The organism is Plantactinospora sp. KLBMP9567, from assembly GCF_033446045.1.
Taxonomy (GTDB): domain Bacteria; phylum Actinomycetota; class Actinomycetes; order Mycobacteriales; family Micromonosporaceae; genus Plantactinospora.
In genome coordinates this window covers 1-22,427 of sequence record NZ_JAWQRR010000031.1, presented here as the reverse complement: position 1 = coordinate 22,427, position 22,427 = coordinate 1, and the positions used below count along the sequence as shown (strand labels likewise).

Here is a 22,427-nt window from a genome sequence, read left to right as displayed (position 1 = left end):
CGACTGTTCCCGGCACCACGTCCGGCAGGGCCCCGATGCTTGGGCTAACCACCCGGGCACGGGCGGCAGGGACGTACCACCTCTGTCGGGCGGGCCTTGCGGGGCCGCTCAAGGCACCGCCTCCCTCGTTGGTGAGCGGGCACCGACACGCAGACGTCCGCGAGGAACTCGTCGTAGTCCTCCGCGTCCCAGTCGAAGGCGGACCACACCCGGTGCGCGTCGTCGGGATCGAAATAGACCCGGGCGCCCCGGCGGCCGTGCTCCCGCCGCTTCTCCGCTCGTTGAAGTCACCTGCTGGCGGCGGCGACCCGAAGACTCAACGACGCGCCTCCGCACGTTCAGGGTGGGTTGGTGGCCCTTGTTACGATCTTGGCCGTGCATCCCGATCCCGCATCACCGGGCCGGATCCAGTCCGCCCACGGACGGCCAGCCGAGCAGCGATTCACCGGAAAGACTCCCGCCGCGTTCGGTTCGCAGCGATTCGGCCCGGCCGGGGCGCCACCGACCGGTTCCGCCCCGTGGGCGGGAGCCTGGACGGCGGGCAAGTCGGCCAGAAGGACGGCGCTGGTGGTGCTGTTCGGCCTGGCTTCCATCGGGCTGAACACCGCCATCGCGTACGCCACCGTCGGGTCGAGGGTCGTTTCGATCGTGACGGGACTCGCCTTCTGCCTGGTCTTCATGGTCGTCGTACGTCTGCTACACCGGGCGATGTGGCTGTCCCTGCTCTCGTTCCTTCCCGCCCTGTTCGTACTCGTGGGATCGGTGGGACTCGCCCCCGACCTGGCGCTGGAGCAGCGCGGCGTCCGCCAGGAGGTAACCATCGTCGACGCCGAGGTCGCCGGTAAGCGGCACACGTTCACGCTCCGGGGCGACGACGGTCCGCTCGACGAGCCACTGACCTATCAGGGCAGCAACCCTGGCTACCGCATCGGCGACACCCTAACCGTACTCACCGACCCGGACGGGGTGGTCGCGCTCGAGGAGGCCGATCGGGTCGACTCCAGCGGCACCCTGGGCTCGCTGGTCCTCGGTGGCATCGGCTGGACTTTCATCGCACTGCTTGCGGGATGGCGTGGGCACGTCCGCCGTCGGGAAGGCCGGTTCGACACCCTGGTGATATAGCGCGCTGATCCAGCGCGAGCGAATGAGCCGCTCCGCGCGTTCCGGAAAGGGCGAACCAGTTGCCAGGAAGGACCCGGAGTGGAAAGACGAGAGCTGAGGACCGATGGGCGCAGGTGACAAGCGGAGGACCGTGTCGACGATGGCCGTGGCGGTCCTGCTGCTTGCGGGCTGCGGTTCGGCGGGATCGCAGGACCTGCCGGCACTTCAGTTCGAGGAGGCGATAGACACGGCGATTGCCGGGGTGGCGAAGAACGGCGAGCCGGTCCTGGTCCGCGACCTCACGAGCGTGGAGTGGGACGAGGTCGCGCTCTTCAGCGAGGGTGCAACAAAGCCGGAGATCGAAAACGTGGTCGGCGAGAGTGGCCTGAAGGGCAATCGCTACCTGTCGTCGCCCAATCTTCTCGTGTTCCGTGACGCGGGCGAGGTGGTGTCGCTGGTCGGGACAACCCCGGACCTGTTCACGGGAGAGTACGGCGTGCTGTTGGGCCCGGAGGCGTTCCTCACCCCTGATGAGGCCCGGGGTGGGTACGTCTGGTTGACTGACGGTACCCGACGGCAACCGAGGTCGCCGGCTGCGTCCTGTTGACTGACGGTACCTGACGGCAACCGAGGTCGCCGGCTGCGTCCTGTCCGAAACGGACATTCAGCCCGGTGCATAACATCGACGCCAACAGCTGGCTTATCGGCACCGACACAGCACCGATCATGCCGTTCATCTGCGGAAATACCAATGCACGCAGGTACGGGTGGAGTATCAGGCTGCCCGACGGAACCGACGCCGTACCCGTGGCCCACCGGCGGGTACCGCTGCGAGGAGGCGGCAGGCAATGCCCGGACTGACCTATCCGGAGGTCGGCGCCACCCGCACAGGCCGGCTGCCGGCCGGCTACCGGCACCTGCGCTACCGCGCCGCCCTGCCCCCGGGCGCGTTCGAGGTGGCCGGCGAGGCGGTGCTCTGCTGGCGGATGCACCGGGCCATGGGGGTGCGGATCGAGGCCAGCGCGCCCCGGGCCGAGCCGGGCTGCACGGTCACCGCCGGGCTCGGGCTGGGCCGGCTCCGGCTGGCCGCGCCCTGCGAGGTGGTCTGGACGGTACGCGACGACCAGCGGGCCGGCTTCGGCTACGGCACCCTCCCCGGACACCCGGTACGGGGCGAGGAGGCGTTCCTGGTCGAGCGCGCCGACGACGGCGGAACCTGGTTCACCGTCACCGCGTTCAGCCGACCGGCCAGCCCGCTGACCCGGGCCGCCGGCCCGCTGCTGCCGCTCTTCCAGCGCGGATACGCCTGGCGCTGCGCGTCGGTACTACGCCGGCTGGCCGCCGGCTGACCGCGAAGGGCGGACGACGCGGGGCGGAGGCTGCCCCCGGGAAGCATCGGCGGTGCGGACCAGCGAGGACCGTCGACGGTGCGGACCGACCCCAGGACCGTCGGCGGTGCGGACCAGCGAGGACCGTCGGCGGTGCGGACGCCAGGACCGTCGGTGGGTCAGAACCGGGCGAAGGAGCGGAGCGGCATCCGCGGGCCGAACCGGGGCGCGTGGTGACCGCCGGCCTCCAGCAGCACGCAGACCCGGCCACGGTGGCCCCGGAACGGCTCCAGTAGGGCCAGCATCCGGGCGTCGTCGCCGCGTACCTCGCCGGCCAGGGCCCAGGCGACCGTGTTCGGGATGTGGTAGTCGCCGACGCTCACCGCGTCCGGGTCTCCGAAGGCGATCCGGACCACCTCGGCGGCGGTCCACGGGCCGATCCCGGCGATGGCGGTGAGCCGGCGGGTCGCCTCGACCGGGTCGGTGCAGCGCTCCAGCCGGTCCGCCTCGGCAGCCGCCCGCCGCAGCGTCTCCGCCCGCCGCTGCTCCACCCCGAACGGGTGGAACACCCAGTACGGCTGGCCGGCGATCACCGACGGCTCGGGCGGGGCCCAGAGCCGGGGCAGCGGGCCGGGGGCGGGTACGCCGAACCGGCGCACGGTCGCCGAGTACGCCCGGAACGCCTCCTTTCCGGTGACCTTCTGCTCCAGGATCGCCCGGAGCAGCCGCGGGAAGATCTGCCCGGTGGCCGGTAGCCGGAGCCCTCGGTGGGTGCTGGCCAGCCGGGCCACCAGCGGGTGACCGGCGGCGAGCCGGTCGAAGCCGGTCAGTTCGTCGCGCAGTCCGGCCACCGCGTCGGCCCGGTCCACCACCCAGCCGCCGCCCGGCCCGTAGCCGTCGGCGAGCAGGTCGCCCCCGACCCGGCGCAGTGCCAGCGTCCCCGGCCCGTCCGGAGTGCGGGTGGCCCACCAGAACGTGCCGTCGACGAACCGGGCGCAGGGGTCGTGTGCCCCCATCGCCAGCGACCGGACCGAGCCGTCGAGGTGATAGCGCTCCGGCGGGCGCAGCAGCCGGCTCGCGGTCGGCCCGGTTTCGGTCACCGGATCCTCCGGAGGATGCCCCGTCCTGCAAGGCGGGGAGAAATCCGGACTCCGCCAGGAGTGGCCCGGCGGAGCCGGGACGGTCCGAGGGCGAAGCCCGCTGGCCTGCGGCGTGTCGCGTTACTCAAGCCTCTCCTCGTGTAAGCATTCGAACATGCGTACGGCGTACAAGTGTCGGGTCTACCCGACCCCCGAACAGGCGGCGGTGTTCAACCGCACCTTCGGCTGCGTACGCCTGGTCTGGAACCGCACCCTCGCCACCCGGCACGTCGCCTACCACCAGCGCGGCGAGCGCACCTCGTACCGACAGACCGACGCCGCGTTGACCGGCTGGAAACAGACGACCGAACTCGCCTTCCTGTCCGAGGTGTCCTCCGTGCCGTTGCAGCAAACGCTGCGCCACCAGCACACCGCCTACGTTAACTTCTTCGCCGGCCGCGCCCGCTACCCCCGCTTCAAGTCCCGGCACGGCCGCCAGCCGGTGCACTACACCCGGTCCGCGTTTCGGATCAGGGCCGGCGCGTTGCACATCGCGAAGACCGACGGGCCGCTCGCCCTGGTGTGGTCGTGGCCGAACATCGACCTGGCCACCCTGAACCCGACGATGGTCGTGATCTCCCGCGACACCGACGGGCGCTGGTACGCCACCCTTGCCGTCGACGTCGACCAGCCCGCCCCGGTGGGTCCAGCCGGTGCCGAGATCGGCGTCGACCTGGGCGTGAAGGACTTGCCGTCCTGTCGACCGGCGAGCGGATCGCCAACCCTCGACACCTGGAGCGCAAGGCGCGGAACCTGGCCCGTTACCAGCGGCGCATGGCCCGCTGTCAACGCGGGTCGGCGAACCGGCGCAAGGCCAGAGCGAAAGTCGCCGCCGCCCACCGCAAGGTTCGTAACGCCCGCGCCGACTTCCTGCACAAGACCAGCACCTGGCTGGTCCGCTCCGCAGACCTGATCGCCGTCGAAGACCTCGCCGTGAAGAACATGGTCCGCAACCGGTCCCTCGCGAAGGCGATCTCCGATTGCGGCTGGGGCGAGTTCCGCTGCCAGCTCGAATACAAGGCGCAGCGGGCGGGTCGCACCATGGTCGTCGTCGACCGCTGGCACCCCAGCTCGAAGACCTGCTCGGTGTGCGGGCACCTGCCCACCACGCTCTCCCTCGGGACGCGCCACTGGGCGTGTCCCGACTGCGGCACCCGGCACGACCGGGACATCAACGCCGCCAAGAACATCATTGCGGCTGGTCGAGTCGTAGCCGAGAGCGATCTCGGCGATGCCTGCGGAGCTGATGTGAGACAGCAAGGGTCCTCCCTTCTGCGGTCGGCTGGGAAACAGGAAACCTCTGGGGCGACCCAGGGAATCCCCGTCCCTCAGCTTTAGGGCGGGGAGTAAGTCAACCGGACACTCTGCCACTCATGCGCGGGGGACCGCAGAGCCCGGAACGGTTGTCCGGGCGCCGGGCTGGGCAGGCCCGAGCCCGGATACGGAGAACGGCACCGGAACGCCCGTGCGCGTTCCGGTGCCGTCCGGCCTGTAGCGGTGTCAGGTGCGGTCCGATCCGGTCTCCTCCTCTCGGGCTCTCCAGCCGGACTCACCTGGTGGGCGGCGGGGGTTGGGGACCAGTCACCGCCGGATGGTGCGGGTTGTGGCGGGAGCGTTTACACCGCTGCGGCCGCCTGCCGGCCGGAGCCGGCCGGGATCACCGGACGGTGATCCGCACTACGTCGAAGGCCGGCACCTGGTTGGCGCGGGTCATCATCGGGATCCGGTGCGAGCCGTCGCCGGCCCACACCGCGCACTGCGCGGTACCCCGCTGGGTCAGCCCCGGCACGGTCACCGTGACGCTGTCCGGCTGGGCACCGCCCCGGCCGTCCTCGGTCGCCACGAAGAACGCCGGGACCGGCGCCGGGTCCGGTGCGGTACGGCTGCTGCTCAGCATCCGGCAGGCGGAGTGGAAGTGGCCGCGGACCAGGCCCTCCTCGGTGAGGAAGGAGCTCTCCTTGTAGTAGCCGCCCTGCCCGGCCGGCAGGAACCGGTCCCGGACCAGGTTGCGGGTGCTGACCTGGAGCGTGAACTGCTGGTTGACCCGGACCGAGTTCGGCGCCCGGGTGATCAGCAGGCTCGGGTTCTGCTCCGGGGCGCCGACCTCACCGAACGCGGTGCCGACGCAGCGGGGGCCGTTCTGGAAGCCGTCGTGCGCCGTGAGGTCGCTGTCCGAGCAGTCCGCGCCGAGCGGCTCGAGCGCGGCCGGGTTGCCCGGGGCTGGGGTGCCGCTGGTACCCGGGCTGGGGGTGCAGTTGGTGCCGCCGCTGCCGGGGCGGCCGCGCTGGGCCAGGGTGCCCGGCTCCTGCCCGTCACCGGGGTGTTGGATGGCACCGTGGTCGTGGTACGACCGGGTCTGCGGCTTCGCCGCCGTGCCCGGGCCCGTCGCGGCCGCCGAGGAGGACGGGTTAGCCGTGCCCGGGGCGCTCGTCGACGGCGCGGAGGTCGCCGGGGCCGGAGCGGTCGGGCAGGGCTTGGCGGCCGGCGGCCGACCCCGGCCCCACGTGCCGGCGTTCGAGACCTGGGTCACCGTGATGATCGCGCCGAACACGCCCAGCGTGGCCAGTACGGCGATCAGGCGCTTGTTGCGTGGTGGTCGGTTCGAGCGCCGCCGTGAGGAGCGGACGGGGGTGTTCTTCACGTGGTGCCACCTCTTCCTTAGAGGGTTCGGTCAGCAAGGTCGGAATTCAGCGGGACCAGGCTGGTGGTGCCGACGGCCAGGAGGTCGTCGGGCGGGGCGGGATGCTGGGCGGGCCGTCGACTGCGCGGGCCCGGAAGTCCGGCGATCGGCGCGCTGTCGACCCGGCGGGGGTCACCGGGCACGGCGCTGGCCACGGAGATCGGCGAAGCGACGGACGATCGTGGTCGCCGCGGGGCAACCCGTATATCGTCTCCATCTTCCCGCCTTTCCGAATATTCAGCCGGTAACGGTGCGAAAAAAACCGTACGGAATGCGTTGGCTGAGAGTCAAACCGTGGTAGAGAAGATAGGGATCTCTTGAGGTCCACTTAAAAGGAAATTATGTTTCGGGGGGCGAACCATCGGCGAGGCCGTCGGGTCGGTCGCCGGAGGGTGTCGCTCATGCTCCGCAGCGTCCGCAGTGGCCGGTCGGGCCGGACAGGCCGCGACGCCGACCCCGGAGCAGGGCCGGCGTCACAGCCGGACGGCGACCGTTGCCGCGCGCCGCGTCCGGGATCACGGCGGCGACCGACCGCGCCTACCCTGGCAACGGCCGGCCGCCGGGTCTGTGGGGCAGCACCGTGTGGTGGAAGGTCAGTAGCTCAGCGGGCCCTGTTCCTGTTCCCCTTCCTCGGCGTCGGCTGGCGGCGGGGCGACCGGCTTCGGCGTACCGGTCGGCAGGCAGCTCAGGTTCTTGGTGCCGGTCGGGGTCACCACGAACCAGGTACCGCCCACACCCTGGCCCTTCCACTGTCCGGGCGACTTGTCACCGATGTAGCGGTACACCGGCCAGCCGCCGATGGTGATCTGCCTGGTGCCGTCGGGCCGGGTGACCGTGCCGACCTTGTCGGCGGCGACGCCCTTGAGGCTCGGCTTGCTGTTGGTGAGCGCGGGCGGCCACACCCGGGCGCACTCGCCGGCACAGGTCGTCGTCGGCGGCTTCGCCGAGTCCCGGTCGAAGCGGTAGAGCACCCAGCCCTTGTCGTCGGTCACCACCTGCCCCATCCGGGGCACCCGCTTGCCGACCAGGCCGGCGGTGACGTCCACATCGGCCACCTCGACCGGCTGCGGGGTCGGCTCGGCGGTGGGTTCTGCGGTCGGCTCGGCGGCCGCGTTCGCCGCCGGCTTCGCGTTGCCGACGGTGTTGTTCTCCGGGGTGGTTCCCGCTGGTGCGCAGGCCGTCAACGCGGCCAGCGCCGCGCCGGCCAGAACGACGCCGGTGCGCTTCGTCGGTGCCACGTCCCCTCCTCTGCTGGACAGGTTGCCGGAAAGTACGGCCGTCTCGGCCGCCCGGATGAGCTATTTGCAGTGGACAATTTCACAGCGATACGTTGAACTCTTGCCCGGTGCGGTACGTACAAATCAAGAGCCGTCCCGGCCACGTGCTTTCCGGCCGCTCGGCAAACCCGTGCTGGGTCCGTGACCCTATTCGGGCGCGCAATTATCCGAGGCGTGGTGACGCCGGGACCATGCGTGTCCGGCGCCTCCGGATCGGGGCGGGGACTCCGGGCGCGCGCCTACGGTGTCAGCGGCCCGCCCGGCTCGGTCAGGCCCGTACGGCTCGGTCAGGCCCGTACGGCTCGGTCAGGCCCGTACGGCTCGGTCAGGCCCGTACGGCTCGGTCAGGCCCGTACGGCTCGGTCAGGCCCGTACGGCTCGGTCAGGCCCGTACGGTGACCAGGGGGTCCACCGAGCCGTCGTCGTCGATCACCTGCACCTGGAGTTGACCGATGTCGTCCGAGCCGGTGGACGTGGCGGTCTCCAGCATCAGCGGGTTGGGTTGGGCCGCCGTGCCGTAGCCGCCGGGCGGCACCTTCCAACTGGAGAGGGCCTCGGTCTCCCCGTTCTTGTGGATCAGCACCAGCCGGCACTCCTTCGGGCCGGAAACGCCGCTCAGTGCGTACGAGATGCGAGTGCCCCAGGGCGTCGAGCCCAGGACCACCTCCATGCGCGCCCCGCTGTCCCGGTCGGTGGCGGTGAACCGCTCGCCGGTCGGCGCGGGCCGGCCGGTGGCTCCCGGGCTGGTGGTGACCGTGCCGGGGCCGGGCGGCTGCGCGGTCGTCCCGGGATCGGCGATCCGGGTCCCGGTGAACAGCGCCAGGCCGGTCAGCATCGCCACCAGGACCACTCCGGCCGCGAGGCTGTAGAGCCGGCGGCTGCGGGCCCGCCGCCGGTCCGCACCGACCGCCGCCACGACCCGCTCGAAGAGCTGGCCGTCGGTCTCGGCGCGCTCGGCCACCATCAGCTCGTGGCCGTCGACCTCGCCCAGCAGGTCCACCACCGGCAGCAGCGACTCCAGCTCCAGCCCGCACTGCGGGCAGCTCGCCAGGTGCTCCTCGAAGCGGAGGGTGTCCCGCTCGTCCAGGACGCCGAGCGCGTACGACGCGACGTCCCAGTGGATCTCGGCGCTCACTCGGTCACCCCCCGCTCCACCAGGGCCGCGCGGAGTGCCCGGAGCGCGTAGTAGACCCGGGACTTCGCGGTGCCGAGCGGCAGCCCCAACTCCTCGGCCGCCTCGGGTACGGTGCGCCCCCGGAAGTACGTCGCCACCAGCACCTCCCGGTGCGGCTGGCTCAGCGTGCGCAGTGCGTCCGTGATGGTCATCATTCGCAGCACCCGGTCCGTGTCGTCCGACTCGGAGAACGCCTCGAGATCGCGGTCGTACGTCTCGGCGGGGCGGGCCTGCTCGCTACGGTGGTCGTCGATCACGATCCGCCGGGCGACGGTGACCAGCCAGGGCCGCAGCGACGACTGGCCGTGGGTGCCGAGCCGATGTGCGTTGCGCCAGGCGCGCAACAGCGTCTCCTGCACGACGTCCTCGGCGCGCTGGCGGTCACCGCCGGTCAGCCGCAGGACGAACATCAGCAGAGGTTTGGCATGTTCCTCGTAGAGCACGCGAACGAGCTCGTCGGAGTGCCGCGTCTCGGCGGGGGTCGAATTGTGGCGGCCGGCAGCCGGTCGCGATGTCACCGGCCCATCATTCCGTCCGGTTGGCCGCGCGTCGAGACTTTTCCGGTACCGAATTGCCCGGCGTTGCGAGGTGGCGCACATTCGCCCCGGCATGACCGTGTCGCCATACCATCCGCCGGCTACCGCCTGCATCCCACCCATACCTCCGCGTCGAAGGCGCGTGAGCCGGCCCCCCGCCTGGGGCCCGGTCGATCCCGCCGCCGAGAAGTACGGATTCCGGCCCGGGCCGGATCAACGCAGCTCGGAGAAGTTGTGCCGGGATCTGTGCTCCGGGCGACCGTTCATCCGATGTGTCCAACTAGATGGCGATGTTGAAGCTGCCCGGTGGGGGCGGTGCGGAGGGCCGGGCTGCGGTGTCGGTGACCGCCCGGGCACCGTCGGTGAAGCGGTCCAGGTCGGCGCCGGCCAGCACCCGGCCAGGGAACCAGTCTCCGGCGGTGCGCCGGACCAGCTCCGGCACCGGCAGTTCGGCCCGGCTGCCGGCCAGCACCAGGTTGCCGTACCGGCGGCCGCGCAGCACCGCCGAGTCGGCGATCAGGCAGACCTCGGGGAGTACGGCCCGGACGGTGGCGACCTGGGCGCGGGCGTACCGCAGCGGCGGGCCGTCCGCGACGTTGACCAGGTGCACGCCGCCGGGGCGAAGTACCCGGGCCGCCTCGGCCGCGAACTCCACTGAGGAGAGATGCGCCGGGGTGCGGGCACCGGCGAAGACGTCGGCCACCACCACGTCGTAGTCGCCGTCCCGGATCGTGCCGAGCACCTCCCGGGCGTCGCCGACCCGGACCCGCAGCCGGGGGTCGGCCGGCCAGGGCAGTTTCTCGCGGACCAGGTCGACCAGGGCCGCGTCGATCTCGACGACCCGCTGCGTCGAGCCGGGCCGGGTGGCCGCGAGGTAGCGGGGCACCGTCATCGCCCCGCCGCCCAGGTGCAGTACCCGGAGCGGCTCGCCGGCCGGCGCGACGAGGTCGAGCACGATGGCGATCCGGCGGACGTACTCGAATTCCAGGTGGGTCGGGTCGGCGAGGTCGACGTGCGACTGCGGCGCCCCGTCGACCAGCAGGGTGTACGAGCCCGGCCGGTCCGGATCCGGGCGCAGCTCCGCCAGGCCGCCCGCCACCTTCACCGCGAACGCGTCGGCCCGCCGTTTCCGTCCCACCGCTGAAGTATGGCCGCCGGACTCGCCGGTCGGGGTGGGGGTCGGCGGAAGGAGCCCTTCCGCACACCGCCCCCGTCAGCGGGTGTATGCCGGCGGGGCGGCCCGGACGGTGGCCAGGGTCAGGGCACGGTGCAGCAGCCGGCCGTCGCCGAGCCGGGCCCGCAGCCGGCGTTCCAGACCGGCGATCGGGATCAGGTTCTGCGGGGCCCGGGGGTCCTTGTAGGGCGTGGAGGCGAACTTCGGCAGCGTGACAAGGGAGAGGTTCGCCAGCTCGATCGCCTGCTGCTCGGCCAGTTCGGCGGAACACTCCACCCGGACGATCCCGGCCCACGGGCCACGCCCGGAGCCGGGTAACCGCAGGTACCAGGAGTAGCCGCCCCAGGCCGTACCGAGCCGGAAGACCGGGGAGCGTTCCCGAGCCGCCAGCCCGGTGACCAGCGCGGTGTGCCGGGCGTCCAGGTATTGGCTGTGCTGGGTCTTGATGTAGCCGAGGGTGCGCGGCAGTTGCCGCCGGCTGCGCAGCGGGCCGTCGACCACCAGCAGGTCGCCGTCGTCCCGGACCGCGCCGGAGACCTTCACCTCCAGCGCGGTCAGCGGCCCCTGGACCGCCGCCGGCAGCTTGCCCAGCTCACCGGTCCCGCTGAGCCGGTGTACGGCGTACCGGATCTGCCCGGCGACCACGTCCTGCGCGGACGGGCTGGCGGTGAAGAGTCCCCGCTCCACCTCGGCACCGGCCAGCTCGGCGGCACCCCGGCGCAGGTCGCACCGGACCACCCCGGCGGCGTACGAGGCGGCCAGGCCGGGAAACGAGCTGCCGTCCGGCTCCTCGGTCCAGACGCTGGCGTCGATCCGCCGCACCCCGTCGACCAGCAGTACCACGTCCGGCGGCTCGACCGAGTCCGGCGCGGTGAGCGGGCGCCACTCGTCGGCGGGCAGCTCGATGTCGGTCTGGACCTGGGCACTGCTCGGTGCCGCCGGTCCACCGGCCGCCTCGAACGAGGCGCCGTAGGCCGGATCCCAGGTGTCGACGAAGAGCCGGGCGCTCACCGGCCGGTCCGTTCCACCCGGGAGCTGCGGGCGTCCTTGCGTACCTCGAAGCGGACCGGAATCCGTTCGGCCAGCGCCGGTACGTGGGTGACCACCCCGACCATCCGGTCGCCCCGGGCGGCGAGATTTTCCAGGGTGGCGGCGACGGTGTCCAGGGTGGCCGCGTCCAGCGTGCCGAAGCCCTCGTCGAGCACGATCGACTCCAGGCTGGCGGTGGTGGTCGACAGCCCGGCGAGCTGTTCGGAGAGCGCCAGTGCCAGCGCCAGCGAGGCCTGGAAGGTCTCGCCGCCCGACAGCGTCCGGACCGCCCGGCGCAGCCCGGCGTCGTGGTGGTCGAGCACGAAGAACTCGCCCTTGTCGTGCGCGAGGTCGTACTGCCCGTCGGTGAGTTCGCGCAGGATCCGGGAGGCGCCGTCGACCAGCATGTCCAGCGCCTCGGCCAGCAGCCAGCGCTCGAAGTTGTTGGCCCGCAGGTGCCCGGCGAGCGCCTTGGCGATCCGGGACTCCCGCTCGTGCCCGGCCCGCTGTTCGGTCAGCTCCCGGGCCTGCTCCCGGCGCTCGACCAGCCGGCGCTGCTCGGCCTCGGCCCGCTCGACGGCGACCACCGCCAGCCGGACCGGGTCGGCGTCGGCGGCCGGCCGGTCCAGCCCGACGGCGGTGAAGAGCGCGGCGATCCGTTCGGCCACCGCCTCGACGCCGCGGTGCGCCTCGGTCACCGCCGAGGCGGCGCCGGCCCGCCGCGCGTGCCGCTCCTCGGTGGCCCGGGCCGCCCAGCCGGCGAGCCCGGCCCAGGCGGCGGTCACGTCGGCCCGGTCGGCGGCCAGCGGGCCGAGCCGGGCCACCCCGTCCCGGACGGTGTCGAAGGCGTGCCAGGCGCCGCGCAGCCGCTCCTCGGCCGCTTCCACACCGGCCCGGGCCCGCCGGGCGGCCTCCCGGGCCGCCCGTACCGCCCCGCCGGCCGCCTCCAGGTCGCGGCGGAGCCCGGCGAGCAGTTCGAGCCGCTCGCGCAGCGCGGCCGGGCCGGGTGAGTCGGCCAGTCGGGCGTCCAGGTCGGCCAGCCGGGCGGTGAGCTGCTCGTGCCGGGCCCGGGCCTGGTCGAGGGTGCGTTCCAGGTCCCGGGCGGCCCGGTCCCGCTCGGCGACCAGCCGGTTGGCGGTGTCGGCGGCGGCCCGGGCGGCCTCGCCGGCCTGCTTCGCGGCGGCCACCGCCGAGCCCGCCGGCAGCGGTGGTACCTCGGTCACCGGCTGGGTGCAGACCGGGCAGGGCGCCCCGGCGTGCAGGTGGGCCCGGAGTGCCGCCGCCCGGTCGGCGGTCTGCGCCTCCTGGTAGGCGGTGCGGGCCGCCTCCAGTTCCGCACCGGCCCGCTCCGCAACGGCGCGGGCCGCCTCCAGCGCGGCCACCGCCGCGTCGTGGTCGGCACCGGCCGAGTCCAGCGCGCCGGCCAGCGTCGCCGCCTCGCCGGCCACCTGCCTGCGTTCGGTGTGCGCCTGTTGCAGCAGCCCCAGCGCCGCCGGGTCGCCGGCGCCGGCCAGCTCGCCCCGGAGCTTCTCCTCGCGTTCCTCGGCCACGGTCACCGCCACCGACGCCTCGGTCGCCGCTTCCCGGGCGGTCTCGACGGCCTCGGCGACCACCGCCAGGTCCCGGGGCGGCCGGACCCGGGCCAGCTCGGCGAGTTCGGCGTCGAGCGCGGCCAGGGCGCGTTCCGCCTCGGTCGCGGCGGTACGAGCGGCCCGCAGCTCGGGTACGGCGGCGTCGACGCCGTCGGCCAGCTCGCGCATCGCGTCGACCCGGGCGGCGGCGGTCGCCAGCGCCTCGTCGTCGATCCCGGTGAGCCCGTCGAGTACCCGGTCGACGGCCTCCAGCGCGGCGTCGGCCCTGGCGGCCCGGGCGGTCGCCCGCTTCTGCACCTCCTCGTAGACCCCGAGGCCGAGCAGGTTGACCAGGATCTGCTGCCGGGTCGCCGGCCTGGCGTGCAGGAAGTCGGCGAACTGCCCCTGCGGCAGCAACACGCAGCTGGTGAACTGCTCGTACGGCAGCCCGACCGCCTCCAGCACCGCGTCGTCCATCTCGGCCGGGGTGCCGGCGACCACCTCACCGAGGTCCTCCGGGCTCAGCCCGGTGTCCAGCTTCGTCACGTCGAAGCCGGGCGGCATCAGTTGCAGTCCGGCGTTGCCGGTCTTGACGTTGCCCCGGCTGTCCCGCCGGACCACCCGGGTCGCGACGTAGCGTGCGCCGGCGGACTCGAAGACCAGCCGGACCCGGGCCTCGTTCGCCGACGGCGCCAGCGCGTTGGCGATGCCCCGGGCGCCGCCCCAGCGCGGCACCGTGCCGTAGAGCGCGAAGCAGATCGCGTCGAGCACGCTGGACTTGCCCGAACCGGTCGGCCCGACCAGGGCGAAGAAGTCCGCGTCGGTGAAGTCGACGGTGGTGGCGTCCCGGAAGGCGGTGAAGCCGGCCAGGTCGAGCCGGAGCGGGCGCACTATTTGGTCGCCTCCTCGTAGAGTTCGTCGAACAGTTCGCGTACTCCGTCGTCGGCCTGGCCCCGGCTGGTCAGGTAGTGGCCGAACAGCTCCCGGGGGGAGCGCCCGGCCCGCTGCGCGGCCCGGCCCGCACCGGCGGCCGGCAACATCTCCGGGTCGATCCGCACCTCCAGGGCCCGGGGCAGCAGATCCTGTACCTCCTCGCGCAGCCCGGCCCGGGGCGCCTCCCGGACGTAGACCCGCAGCCAGGCCGTGCGGTCGTCGACCTTCGCGAGTTCGGCCAGGGTGCCGCGTACGGTGCGCAGCGGCGCCGCCGCCGTGATCGGCACCTCCCGGACCCGGGCGGCCGTCCGGGTACCCACCTCGACGATGCTGACCGAGGGGCGGTTCTCCTCCTCCCCGAAGTCGACCGCGAGCGGGCTGCCGCTGTAGCGGATGTGGCACGGCCCGAGCACCTGCTGCGCCCGGTGCAGGTGCCCCAGCGCCACGTAGTGCGCCCCACCCGGAAAGACCGAGGCCGGTACGGCGTAGTTGAGTACGGTGTGTGCCTCCCGCTCACCGCCGCCGGTCCGGGCGCCCACCACTGTCAGGTGCCCGGTGACCAGGTGCACCCGGTCGGGGGAGTCGAAGCTCTCGGTCAACCGCCCGAGCACCCGCCCGACGTGGTCCGCGTACGTCTGGACCGCCTCGGCGGCGGTCAGCTCGTACATCTCGACGGCGCGGACCGCGTACCGCTGGGAGAGGAACGGCAGCGCGACCAGCCGCCAGGCCTCGCCGTCGGCGGTGCTGCCGTCGATGATGTGCTCGGCCGGGTTGTCCCGGACGCTGCCTCGCAGCGCCACCCCGGCGGCCTCGGCCCACGGGCGCAGCGCGTCCAGGGCCGGCCCGTTGTCGTGGTTGCCGCCGATCGCCACGACCTGGGCGCCGGTGCGGTGCAGCGCGGAGAGTGCCCGGGTGACCAGCCGGGTCGCCTCCGGGGTCGGCGCGGCGGTGTCGTAGAGGTCACCGGCGACGATCACCAGGTCGGGGGACTCGGCCTGGGCGACCTCGACCACCTGGGCGAGGGCGTCCCGGTGCTCGCCGATCCGGGACTGTCCCTTGAGGACCTTGCCGACGTGCCAGTCGGAGGTGTGCAGGATCTTCACGGCCGCCGGACTCCGTTTCCGTTCGTTCGCGACTGCGGGGCTCGCAAGACCGGCTCACTCCTCGCGCTCACGGCGTTTCCGTTCGTTCGCGACTGCGGGGCTCGCAAGACCGGCTCACTCCTCGCGCTCACGGCGTTTCCGTTCGTTCGCGACTGCGGGGCTCGCAAGACCGGCTCACTCCTCGCGCTCACGGCGTTTCCGTTCGTTCGCGACTGCGGGGCTCGCAAGACCGGCTCACTCCTCGCGCTCACGGCGTTTCCGTTCGTTCGCGACTGCGGGGCTCGCAAGACCGGCTCACTCCTCGCGCTCACGGCGTTTCCGTTCGTTCGCGACTGCGGGGCTCGCAAGACCGGCTCACTCCTCGCGCTCACGGGTACCTAGAAGGGGATGTCGTCGTCGGAGAGCACGCCCGACCGGGTGCCGACCACCGCGAACGGGTCGGCGGCCTGGGTGATCGAGCGGAGCGTCCCGGTCGGTGCGGCGCCGGCCTCGGAGACCCGGGTCGCCCAGGCCGGGAAGGGGAAGTCCAGGCAGAGCGGCACCGGGATGTCCGGCTGGTTGACGAACATCGTGCCCGGCTTGGCCAGCAGCGCCCGCTGGCGCTGCGCTGCCGGGAGGAAGCCGTACTCCGGGCGGGACGCCTCGGCCGGGTCGAGCCGGCCGACCACCCGGATGGCCGAGTTGGTGACGATCCGCCGCTCCACCTCGCTGGCCGTCTGCTGCGCCCCGATCAGGATCACCCCGAGCGAGCGGCCACGCTCGGCGATGTCGAGCAGCACCTCCTTGATCGGCGAGGAGCCCTCCCGGGGAGCGTACTTGTTCAGCTCGTCGAGGACGACGAAGAGCAGCGGCTTGGCGGTCCCGGCCTTCTCCTTGCGCTCGAACTCGGTCTTCAGGGTCACCCCGACCACGAACCGCTGCGCCCGGTCCGGCAGGTTGTGCAGGTCGACCACGGTCACCTGGGCGCTCTCGGCGGTGTTCACGCTGTGCGGGCGGCGGGTGGCCAGGTCACCCCGGATCAGTCTCGCCAGGTCCTTCTTGCTGCCGATCAGCCGCCGGGCGAAGGCGTTGACGGTGCCCATGTTGATTGCGCTGCCGGCCCACTCCGAGCGGGTCTCGTCGTCGGTGAGCTGCTCGACGATGTGGTCGACCAGGTCGGGGTAGGAGTTGATCCGTACCCCGTCGACGCTGACCCCGCCGTCGGCGGGCTGGGCGTACCGGGCCAGGTGGGCGGCGACCGAGTGCACCACCATGGTGTATTGCTGGCGCTCGTCGTCGGCGTCGGCGAAGACGTACGGCAGCAGGCGGTCGGCGCAGAACTCGGTCAGCGTCCAGTAGAAGCTGTCCACCCCGGAGAGCCGGCTGCTCACGTCCGGGGTGCCGGAGGAGTCGCCGGCCCGCGGCGGGGCGTAGACCCGGACGTCCGGGAACGCCCCGGCGGAAAGCCCCAGCCTGGCGTACGTCTCGGTGGTCGCCGCGTCGAGCCGGCTGTTCGGGTGGTCGAGGAAGAGCAGGTCCTCGCCCTTGACGTTGAAGATCAGTGCCTTCGCGTTCACCGCGTCGCCGCCGAGCACCCCGGAGCGGAACACCGAGTAGAGCAGGAAGGTGGCGAAGCTGGTCTTGGTGGCCACCCCGGAGATGCCGGAGATCGAGACGTGCGCGCCCCGGCTGCCGTCCAGGAAGTCGGCGTTCAGGAAGACCGGCACGCCGTCCCGGCCGATCCCCATCGGCACCCGGCGCTCCATCCGGTCGAAGTGCAGCGCGGCCGAGCGGGCCTCGCCCTCGGCCCGGTAGACGACCGCGCCGGGGGAGGGCGGCACGTAGAACTCCGGGTCCACCCGGGTGGTGGTGATCTCGGCCGCCTCCTGCACCATGGCGGGCAGGGTGCCGTCGGCGATGGCGAAGACGTCGGAGTCGAACTGCGCCCCCTCGTGCCGGGCGCGGACCTGGGTGACCACCCCGGCGATGGTGACCGGCTCCCGGTCGGGCAGCTCGCGCCGGGTCACCACCACGTCGTCGAGCTGTAGGTAGCTGCCCGGGGTGACCGCCGTCCAGAACTGCAACGGAGTGGCGTCGGCGGTGCCCAGCACCCGGCCGACCGCCGCACCCGGAGCCTCGGGTGGGCTGTCGGTCACCGCGCCACTCCGCTGGGTGTCGCCCCGGTCGGTGCCGCCCCGGTCAAGGTGAGAATCTGGTCAAGACACACGAGTCGCATCCTGCCTCACTAGTACGACACCGTGCCAACGCGGCGCGGCGGTGCGGCCGGGTGGTCGTCGGGTTCGTCCCGCGCTCGGTCGTACACGGCTGCTTTGCGGCGCATTAACCAGATCTTGGCGGTCCGCTCCCGGTGCCCGACTAGCCTCCTGCGCCATGATGACCCTCAATCCACCCACCGGCCCGGGCAACACGCCGGCACCGGTCGGGCGCGGCGGCGGCCGGAGCCGGCGTACCACGGCCTTCGTGGCCGCGCTGCTGCTCGCCGCCGTCGGAGCCGCCGCCACCGCCGCCACCGCCGACCCCGCGCCGGCCGCCGCCGAGCCGGGCCGGGTGCACGTGTCGGAGAACTTCGACGGCGGCGCGCTGCCGGCCGGCTGGCGCGCGGTCGACGGCACCTGGCGGGTGCAGAACGGCCGGCTCTACGGCACCTCGGCCAGCTCCAGCCAGAACAACAAGGTCACCTTCGGGGCGTACCTGACGCACTTCCGGTTCGAGGCGACCGTACGCTTCGAGTCCGTGACCGCGAGCACCCGATGGGCCGCGCTCGGCCTGGACGTACCGGCGACCGGGGCGACCCCGTGGTGGATCGCCACCATGCGCAGCGGCACCACCGCGGCCAACGGGCTGGAGTTCGCCGAGCGCACCACCGCGAACGCCTGGAACGTCACCGATACCGGCGCCGCGCCGACCGCCGCCGGTACCGGCCGGGACGTCCGGGTCGCCGTCGAGGTGCACGGCGGCCAGGCCCGGTGGTCCTTCGACGGCCGGGAGATGCTGCGCACCGGCAGCCTGCGCCGTTCCGGTACGGCCGGCCAGGCGCTCTTCGTCAACGGCGCGACCGTCTCCTTCGACGACGTCCGGATCACCGAGCTGGCCCCGAGCGCCCTGCTCCGGCCGCCGGGCAGCCCGGTCGCGGTGATCGCCCACCGGGGCGCCTCGGCGGCCGCTCCGGAGAACACCCTGGTCGCCCAGGAGATCGCCCGGCGCGGTGGCGCGGACTGGATCGAGAACGACGTGCAGCCGAGTGGCGACGGCGTGCCGTTCGTGCTGCACGACGCGACCGTGGACCGCACCACCGACGGCACCGGCGCGATCCGCTCGCTGACCAGTACCCGGCTCAAGGCGCTGGACGCGGGCTCCTGGTTCGCCCCGCACTACGCCGGGGTACGGATGCCGACCCTGGCCGAGCAGTTGGCGGACCTGCGTACCCGGGGCGGCCGGCTGGTGCTGGAGATCAAGGGTGCGCACAGCAGGGCCGAGGTCGCCCGGATCGTCGCGGTGGTCCGCGAGCAGCAGATGACCGACCGGGTGCTCGTGCAGAGCTTCGAGGTCGCCGTGCTGCGGTACACCCGCGAGCTGGCCCCGGAGCTGCCGCTCGGGCTGCTCCGCAGCACCCTGGACGCCGACCCGGTGGCGATCTCCGCCGAACTCGGCCTGACCACCTACAACCCCTCCTCGGCGGCGCTGCTCACCCGGCCGGGGATCGTCGTCGACCTGCACCGGGCCGGGATCGCGCTGATGGTCTGGACGGTGGACACCCCCGCCGGCTGGCGCCAGCTCGACGACCTGGGCGTGGACGGGATCATCACCAACCGCCCGGCCGAACTGGTCGGCTGGAACGCCGCCCGGGGTTAGCCACGACCGGTGGTGCCCCGGGTGCCGATCCGGGGCACCACCGCGGTCGCCGCAGGAGCCGGGGGCCGGAGGCCGGGGAGCCGGGGACTCAGCTTCGGACGTACCGGAGCAGCAGCTCGTCGCCGGCGGCGAGGACGTGCCGCAGCGACATCCCGTGCGGCCTGGTGGTGGGCCCGGCGGTGATCCGCCCGGCGCCCGGACCGGCCAGCATCGGTGCCACCGTCAGGCAGACCTCGTCGAGCAGGCCGGCGGCGGTCAGCGAGCCGAACAGGTGTGGCCCGCCCTCGCTGAGTAGTTGTCCGTGCCCATGGCGGTGCAGTTCGGCCAGGCCGGCGGCCAGGTCGACCTGCTCCTCGCCGTGGCGCAGTAGTTCGGCGACGTCGGCCAGCCCGGCCGGCGCCTCGGCCCGCTCGGAGCTGAGCACCACCGGCCGGACCGGGGCGTCCGCGAAGGCCGCCGACTCCGGGTCGAGGTTCAGTGCCCGGGAGACGACCACCAGGGTCGGGTACTCGGCCAGCCCGTGCTCCCGGCGCCAGGCCCGGCGCCGCTCGTCGAGCCGGAGCGCCCGGTACGCCTCGTGCCGCAGTGTGCCGGCGCCGACCAGCAGCGCGTCGCAGACCATCCGTAGCAGACCGAAGACCCGTTTGTCGGGCGCGCTGGACAGCCCGGCGGAGTGGCCGTCCAGCTCCACCGCCCCGTCGATGCTGGCGACGAAGTTCATCCGCAGGTGGGGGCGGTCGAGGCGCGGATAGAGTGCGATCAGCGCCGGGTCGTCCAGGGCCGTCGCCGCCGGCTCAGGCCACAGCCGGGTTATTCCGACATTCCCGGTCATTCGCTGGCCGGACCGGTGACCGGAGGGACGGGTGCGGGGGTACGGTGCTGGCAGTCGCACCAGTTGCGGCCCCGGCAGTCGTCGTGCCTGTTGTCCCGGCAGGCTCGGCAGATCATGCCGGTAAGCCTATGCCGAGAGGGTGGGAGACGATGCGCCGTCAGATCTTCCAGCTCAAGGTGTCGCTCGCCGACGTCACACCGCCGGTCTGGCGGCGGGTGCTGGTGCCGGGCGGCTACACGCTGGACCGGGTGCACCGGGTGTTCCAGTCCGTACTGGGCTGGCAGAACTGCCACCTGCACTCGTTCGACATCGACGGGGTGCAGTACGGGGTGCCGGATGCCGAGGGGGAGTTGACGCTCCGCGACGAGCTGGACACCCGGCTGGACGCGGTGGCGACCAAGGGCGGTCGCTTCCTCTACACCTACGACTTCGGCGACTGGTGGGAACACGACGTGATCGTCGAGGACGTCTTCGGCGCCGATCCCGACGAGCGTTATCCGGTCTGCTCCGCCGGTGCGGGGGCCTGCCCGCCGGAGGACGTCGGCGGCCCGTTCGGCTACCGGCGGTTCCTCGCCGCGATGGCCGACCCGGCCCATCCGGAGCACGATTCGCTGCGCGACTGGCTCGGCCGGCCCTTCGATCCGTCGACTTTCGACCCGGACCGGGCGAGCACCCTGGCCCGCTGGCTCAGCTGACCCCGGGTACGCCCGTCGGTGGCCGGGAACGCCGGGGCGTACCGAGCCGGCCGCCGGCCACTGTGGAGCGATGCCGGGTGGGACCGGGTACCGCTTGATCCGCCGCCGGCCGCGTCGCGTCGTGCCGTCGTCGCCTCCGCTGCCAGCGTGCCGCCGGCCGCCGCGCGCCCGTGCGGGACCGCTCGGGTGTCGAGATCGCTTGCCGGGACGGATCTGGCTACCCGGCGGTTGGCCCGACGTCGGCCCGCCCGTTACCTCGGGGATAACGCCCCGCTTTGCGGGTGAGTGACCCAGCGCCGACGGTAACGAAATGGGAACGCTCCCAGATGCCCATTGACACCCCCGAAACGCCCCGGCAATCTCATGGGAGCGCTCCCGGCGATTTGTGGCCGAGGCCACACGATCGCTGACGCGGCGTCACACCGAATCCCCATCGCACGGCGCCGGGCACTGAGCCCGGCGCCGTCGGCGGGCGGACACACGCACCTAAGCGCCACCGGAACAAGCCAGCACCAGCAGCACCGCTGGACACACGAATCTCCGCCACCACCACAACTCGAATTACCCACCTGAGAGGGGTCAGGGATGAGCGTCATCAGGCGCCGGCTCCGCACCGTCGCGGTCGCCGCGCTCGCCGCGGGCGTGGCTCTCGGCAGCACGGCGTGCAGCAAGAGCGACAACGAGGGGTCCACCGGCGAAGGGGGACAGGTCAAGCTGGTCCTGCAGACCTTCCAGAACTTCGGTTACGACCAGGCGATCAAGGACTTTGAGGCCGCCAACCCCAACATCAAGGTCGAGCACCAGAAGATGGGCGAGCTGCGGGACTTCCAGCCGAAGCTGGTGCAGTGGCTCGCCGCGGGCAGCGGTGCCGGCGACGTGGTCGGGCTCGAAGAGGGTGTGCTGCTGGGGTACGTGCAGAACCATGACAAGTTCGTCAACCTGCTCGACCACGGTGCCGGCGAGATGAAGGCCACCTTCCCGGAGTGGAAGTGGAACAACGCCCTCACTCCTGACGGCAGCAAGCTGATCGGTCTCGGTACCGACGTCGGCGGCCTCGCGATCTGCTACCGCAAGGACCTCTTCGAGCAGGCCGGTCTGCCGACCGACCGTGAAGAGGTGTCCAAGCGGATGACCACCTGGCAGGACTACATCGCGCTGGGCAAGGAGTTCAAGGCCAGCGGCAGGGCCAAGGCCGCCTGGCTGGACAGCGCGACCAGCCTGATGCAGCCGTACATCATGCAGAACTCGGAGACGTTCTTCTTCGACAAGGAGAACAAGTTCATCGGCGACACCAACCCGGTCATCAAGCAGACCTGGGACATGGGCCTCCAGATGGCCGCCGACGGGCTGACCGCCAAGGCGCAGCGCTGGAGCGCCGACTGGGACGCCGCCTTCAAGAACTCGGCGTTCGCCACCATCCCGTGCCCGGCCTGGATGACCGAGGGCGTCATCAAGCCGCGGTCCGGTCCGGCGAACGCCGGCAAGTGGGACATCGCCAAGGTCCCCGGCGGTAGCGGCAACTGGGGTGGCTCCTACCTCGCAGTGCCGGCGCAGACCAAGCATCCGAAGGAGGCGGCCCTGCTGGCCAAGTACCTGACCAGCAAGGAGGGTCATCTGGCGGCGTTCAAGGAGGCCGCGGCGATGCCGTCCGACATCGCCGCCATCGAGGACCCGGCGTTCAAGGACCAGAAGAGCGAGTACTTCAGCGGTGCCCCCATCGGCCAGATCTTCGGCGAGAGCGTGAAGAACATGAAGCCGGTCTTCCTCGGTGCCAAGCACCAGCAGGTCTGGGAGACCATCGTCGAGCCGCAGATGCAGGCAGCCGAGCGCGGCCAGCTCAGCTCGGCCGCCGCCTGGAAGAAGGCGATGGACGAGGCCAAGAAGGCGACCAGCTAGTCGACCGGTGACCTGCCGTGCCCACGGGTGAGGAATGCCCGTGGGCCGGCGCGGGGGGGCCCCCCCCCCCCGGGGGGGGGCCCCCCCGCGGGGCGCCCGCGGGGCCC

The 22,427-nt window shown here is 72.6% G+C and carries 17 protein-coding genes and 1 pseudogene; 7 read left to right on the top strand and 11 right to left on the bottom strand.

Annotated features, from left to right (window positions below; genetic code table 11):
- Window positions 1-567: 567 nt before the first annotated feature.
- The 3 genes from R6Y94_RS23845 (at window position 568) to R6Y94_RS23835 (ending at window position 2,450) form a co-directional block, all read left to right on the top strand.
- A complete protein-coding gene (locus tag R6Y94_RS23845; RefSeq protein WP_318395099.1) occupies window positions 568-1,122 on the top strand; it encodes a hypothetical protein in 555 nt (184 codons plus the stop codon).
- Window positions 1,123-1,261: 139 nt separating this feature from the next.
- On the top strand, window positions 1,262-1,708 hold the full coding sequence (locus R6Y94_RS23840) for a hypothetical protein (protein WP_318395098.1): 447 nt from the start codon (window positions 1,262-1,264) through the stop codon (window positions 1,706-1,708).
- A gap of 241 nt (window positions 1,709-1,949) precedes the next feature.
- Complete coding sequence (locus tag R6Y94_RS23835) at window positions 1,950-2,450, top strand: DUF1990 domain-containing protein (protein ID WP_318395097.1); 501 nt, start codon at window positions 1,950-1,952, stop codon at window positions 2,448-2,450.
- Window positions 2,451-2,608: 158 nt separating this feature from the next.
- Here the strand turns inward: R6Y94_RS23835 and R6Y94_RS23830 are convergent, their stop codons facing one another.
- Window positions 2,609-3,529, bottom strand: a complete 921-nt coding sequence (locus R6Y94_RS23830; RefSeq protein ID WP_318395096.1) for a DNA-3-methyladenine glycosylase 2 family protein — start codon at window positions 3,527-3,529, stop codon at window positions 2,609-2,611.
- Between the two features lie 166 nt (window positions 3,530-3,695).
- Between R6Y94_RS23830 and R6Y94_RS45275 the strand changes: the two are divergent.
- Window positions 3,696-4,906: pseudogene (locus tag R6Y94_RS45275) on the top strand (RNA-guided endonuclease InsQ/TnpB family protein); the annotation flags it as partial.
- Window positions 4,907-5,225: 319 nt separating this feature from the next.
- Here R6Y94_RS45275 and R6Y94_RS23815 read toward each other — a convergent pair.
- The 9 genes from R6Y94_RS23815 to R6Y94_RS23775 all read right to left on the bottom strand — a co-directional run bounded on the left by R6Y94_RS23815 (window position 5,226) and on the right by R6Y94_RS23775 (window position 17,180).
- Window positions 5,226-6,209, bottom strand: a complete 984-nt coding sequence (locus tag R6Y94_RS23815; protein WP_318395095.1) for a Pecanex-like protein 1 — start codon at window positions 6,207-6,209, stop codon at window positions 5,226-5,228.
- Between the two features lie 632 nt (window positions 6,210-6,841).
- Complete coding sequence (locus R6Y94_RS23810) at window positions 6,842-7,486, bottom strand: hypothetical protein (RefSeq protein ID WP_318395094.1); 645 nt, start codon at window positions 7,484-7,486, stop codon at window positions 6,842-6,844.
- Between the two features lie 421 nt (window positions 7,487-7,907).
- Window positions 7,908-8,660 carry a zf-HC2 domain-containing protein gene (locus tag R6Y94_RS23805; RefSeq protein ID WP_318395093.1) on the bottom strand — a complete coding sequence of 251 codons (753 nt, stop codon included), beginning with the start codon at window positions 8,658-8,660 and terminating at the stop codon, window positions 7,908-7,910.
- Complete coding sequence (locus R6Y94_RS23800; protein ID WP_318395092.1) at window positions 8,657-9,349, bottom strand: sigma-70 family RNA polymerase sigma factor; 693 nt, start codon at window positions 9,347-9,349, stop codon at window positions 8,657-8,659. The genes R6Y94_RS23805 and R6Y94_RS23800 overlap by 4 nt, the downstream gene beginning before the upstream one ends.
- 166 nt (window positions 9,350-9,515) lie before the next feature.
- The gene (locus tag R6Y94_RS23795) at window positions 9,516-10,373 is read right to left on the bottom strand and encodes a fused MFS/spermidine synthase (protein ID WP_318395091.1); all 858 of its coding nucleotides are present in this window, start codon (window positions 10,371-10,373) and stop codon (window positions 9,516-9,518) included.
- 75 nt (window positions 10,374-10,448) lie between these two features.
- A complete protein-coding gene (locus R6Y94_RS23790; RefSeq protein ID WP_318395090.1) occupies window positions 10,449-11,420 on the bottom strand; it encodes a hypothetical protein in 972 nt (323 codons plus the stop codon).
- On the bottom strand, window positions 11,417-13,900 hold the full coding sequence (locus tag R6Y94_RS23785) for an SMC family ATPase (protein ID WP_318395089.1): 2,484 nt from the start codon (window positions 13,898-13,900) through the stop codon (window positions 11,417-11,419). The genes R6Y94_RS23790 and R6Y94_RS23785 overlap by 4 nt, the downstream gene beginning before the upstream one ends.
- The gene (locus R6Y94_RS23780; RefSeq protein ID WP_318395088.1) at window positions 13,900-15,045 is read right to left on the bottom strand and encodes an exonuclease SbcCD subunit D; all 1,146 of its coding nucleotides are present in this window, start codon (window positions 15,043-15,045) and stop codon (window positions 13,900-13,902) included. Before R6Y94_RS23780 ends, R6Y94_RS23785 begins: the two co-directional genes overlap by 1 nt.
- A 377-nt stretch (window positions 15,046-15,422) precedes the next feature.
- On the bottom strand, window positions 15,423-17,180 hold the full coding sequence (locus R6Y94_RS23775) for an ATP-binding protein (RefSeq protein ID WP_318398120.1): 1,758 nt from the start codon (window positions 17,178-17,180) through the stop codon (window positions 15,423-15,425).
- A 235-nt stretch (window positions 17,181-17,415) separates the two neighbouring features.
- On the opposite strand from R6Y94_RS23775, the gene R6Y94_RS23770 reads away from it, so the two are divergent.
- Window positions 17,416-18,897: a glycerophosphodiester phosphodiesterase gene (locus tag R6Y94_RS23770; protein ID WP_318398119.1), complete on the top strand. Its 1,482-nt coding sequence runs from the start codon at window positions 17,416-17,418 to the stop codon at window positions 18,895-18,897.
- An 88-nt stretch (window positions 18,898-18,985) separates the two neighbouring features.
- On the opposite strand, the gene R6Y94_RS23765 is transcribed toward R6Y94_RS23770, so the two are convergent.
- Window positions 18,986-19,729, bottom strand: a complete 744-nt coding sequence (locus R6Y94_RS23765; RefSeq protein WP_318398118.1) for a pyrimidine reductase family protein — start codon at window positions 19,727-19,729, stop codon at window positions 18,986-18,988.
- Between the two features lie 149 nt (window positions 19,730-19,878).
- Here R6Y94_RS23765 and R6Y94_RS23760 point away from each other — a divergent pair, with 149 nt between their 5' ends.
- Both R6Y94_RS23760 and R6Y94_RS23755 read left to right on the top strand, forming a co-directional pair.
- Complete coding sequence (locus R6Y94_RS23760; RefSeq protein WP_318398117.1) at window positions 19,879-20,424, top strand: plasmid pRiA4b ORF-3 family protein; 546 nt, start codon at window positions 19,879-19,881, stop codon at window positions 20,422-20,424.
- 585 nt (window positions 20,425-21,009) lie between these two features.
- Window positions 21,010-22,320 carry an extracellular solute-binding protein gene (locus R6Y94_RS23755; protein WP_318398116.1) on the top strand — a complete coding sequence of 437 codons (1,311 nt, stop codon included), beginning with the start codon at window positions 21,010-21,012 and terminating at the stop codon, window positions 22,318-22,320.
- Window positions 22,321-22,427 lie beyond the last annotated feature (107 nt).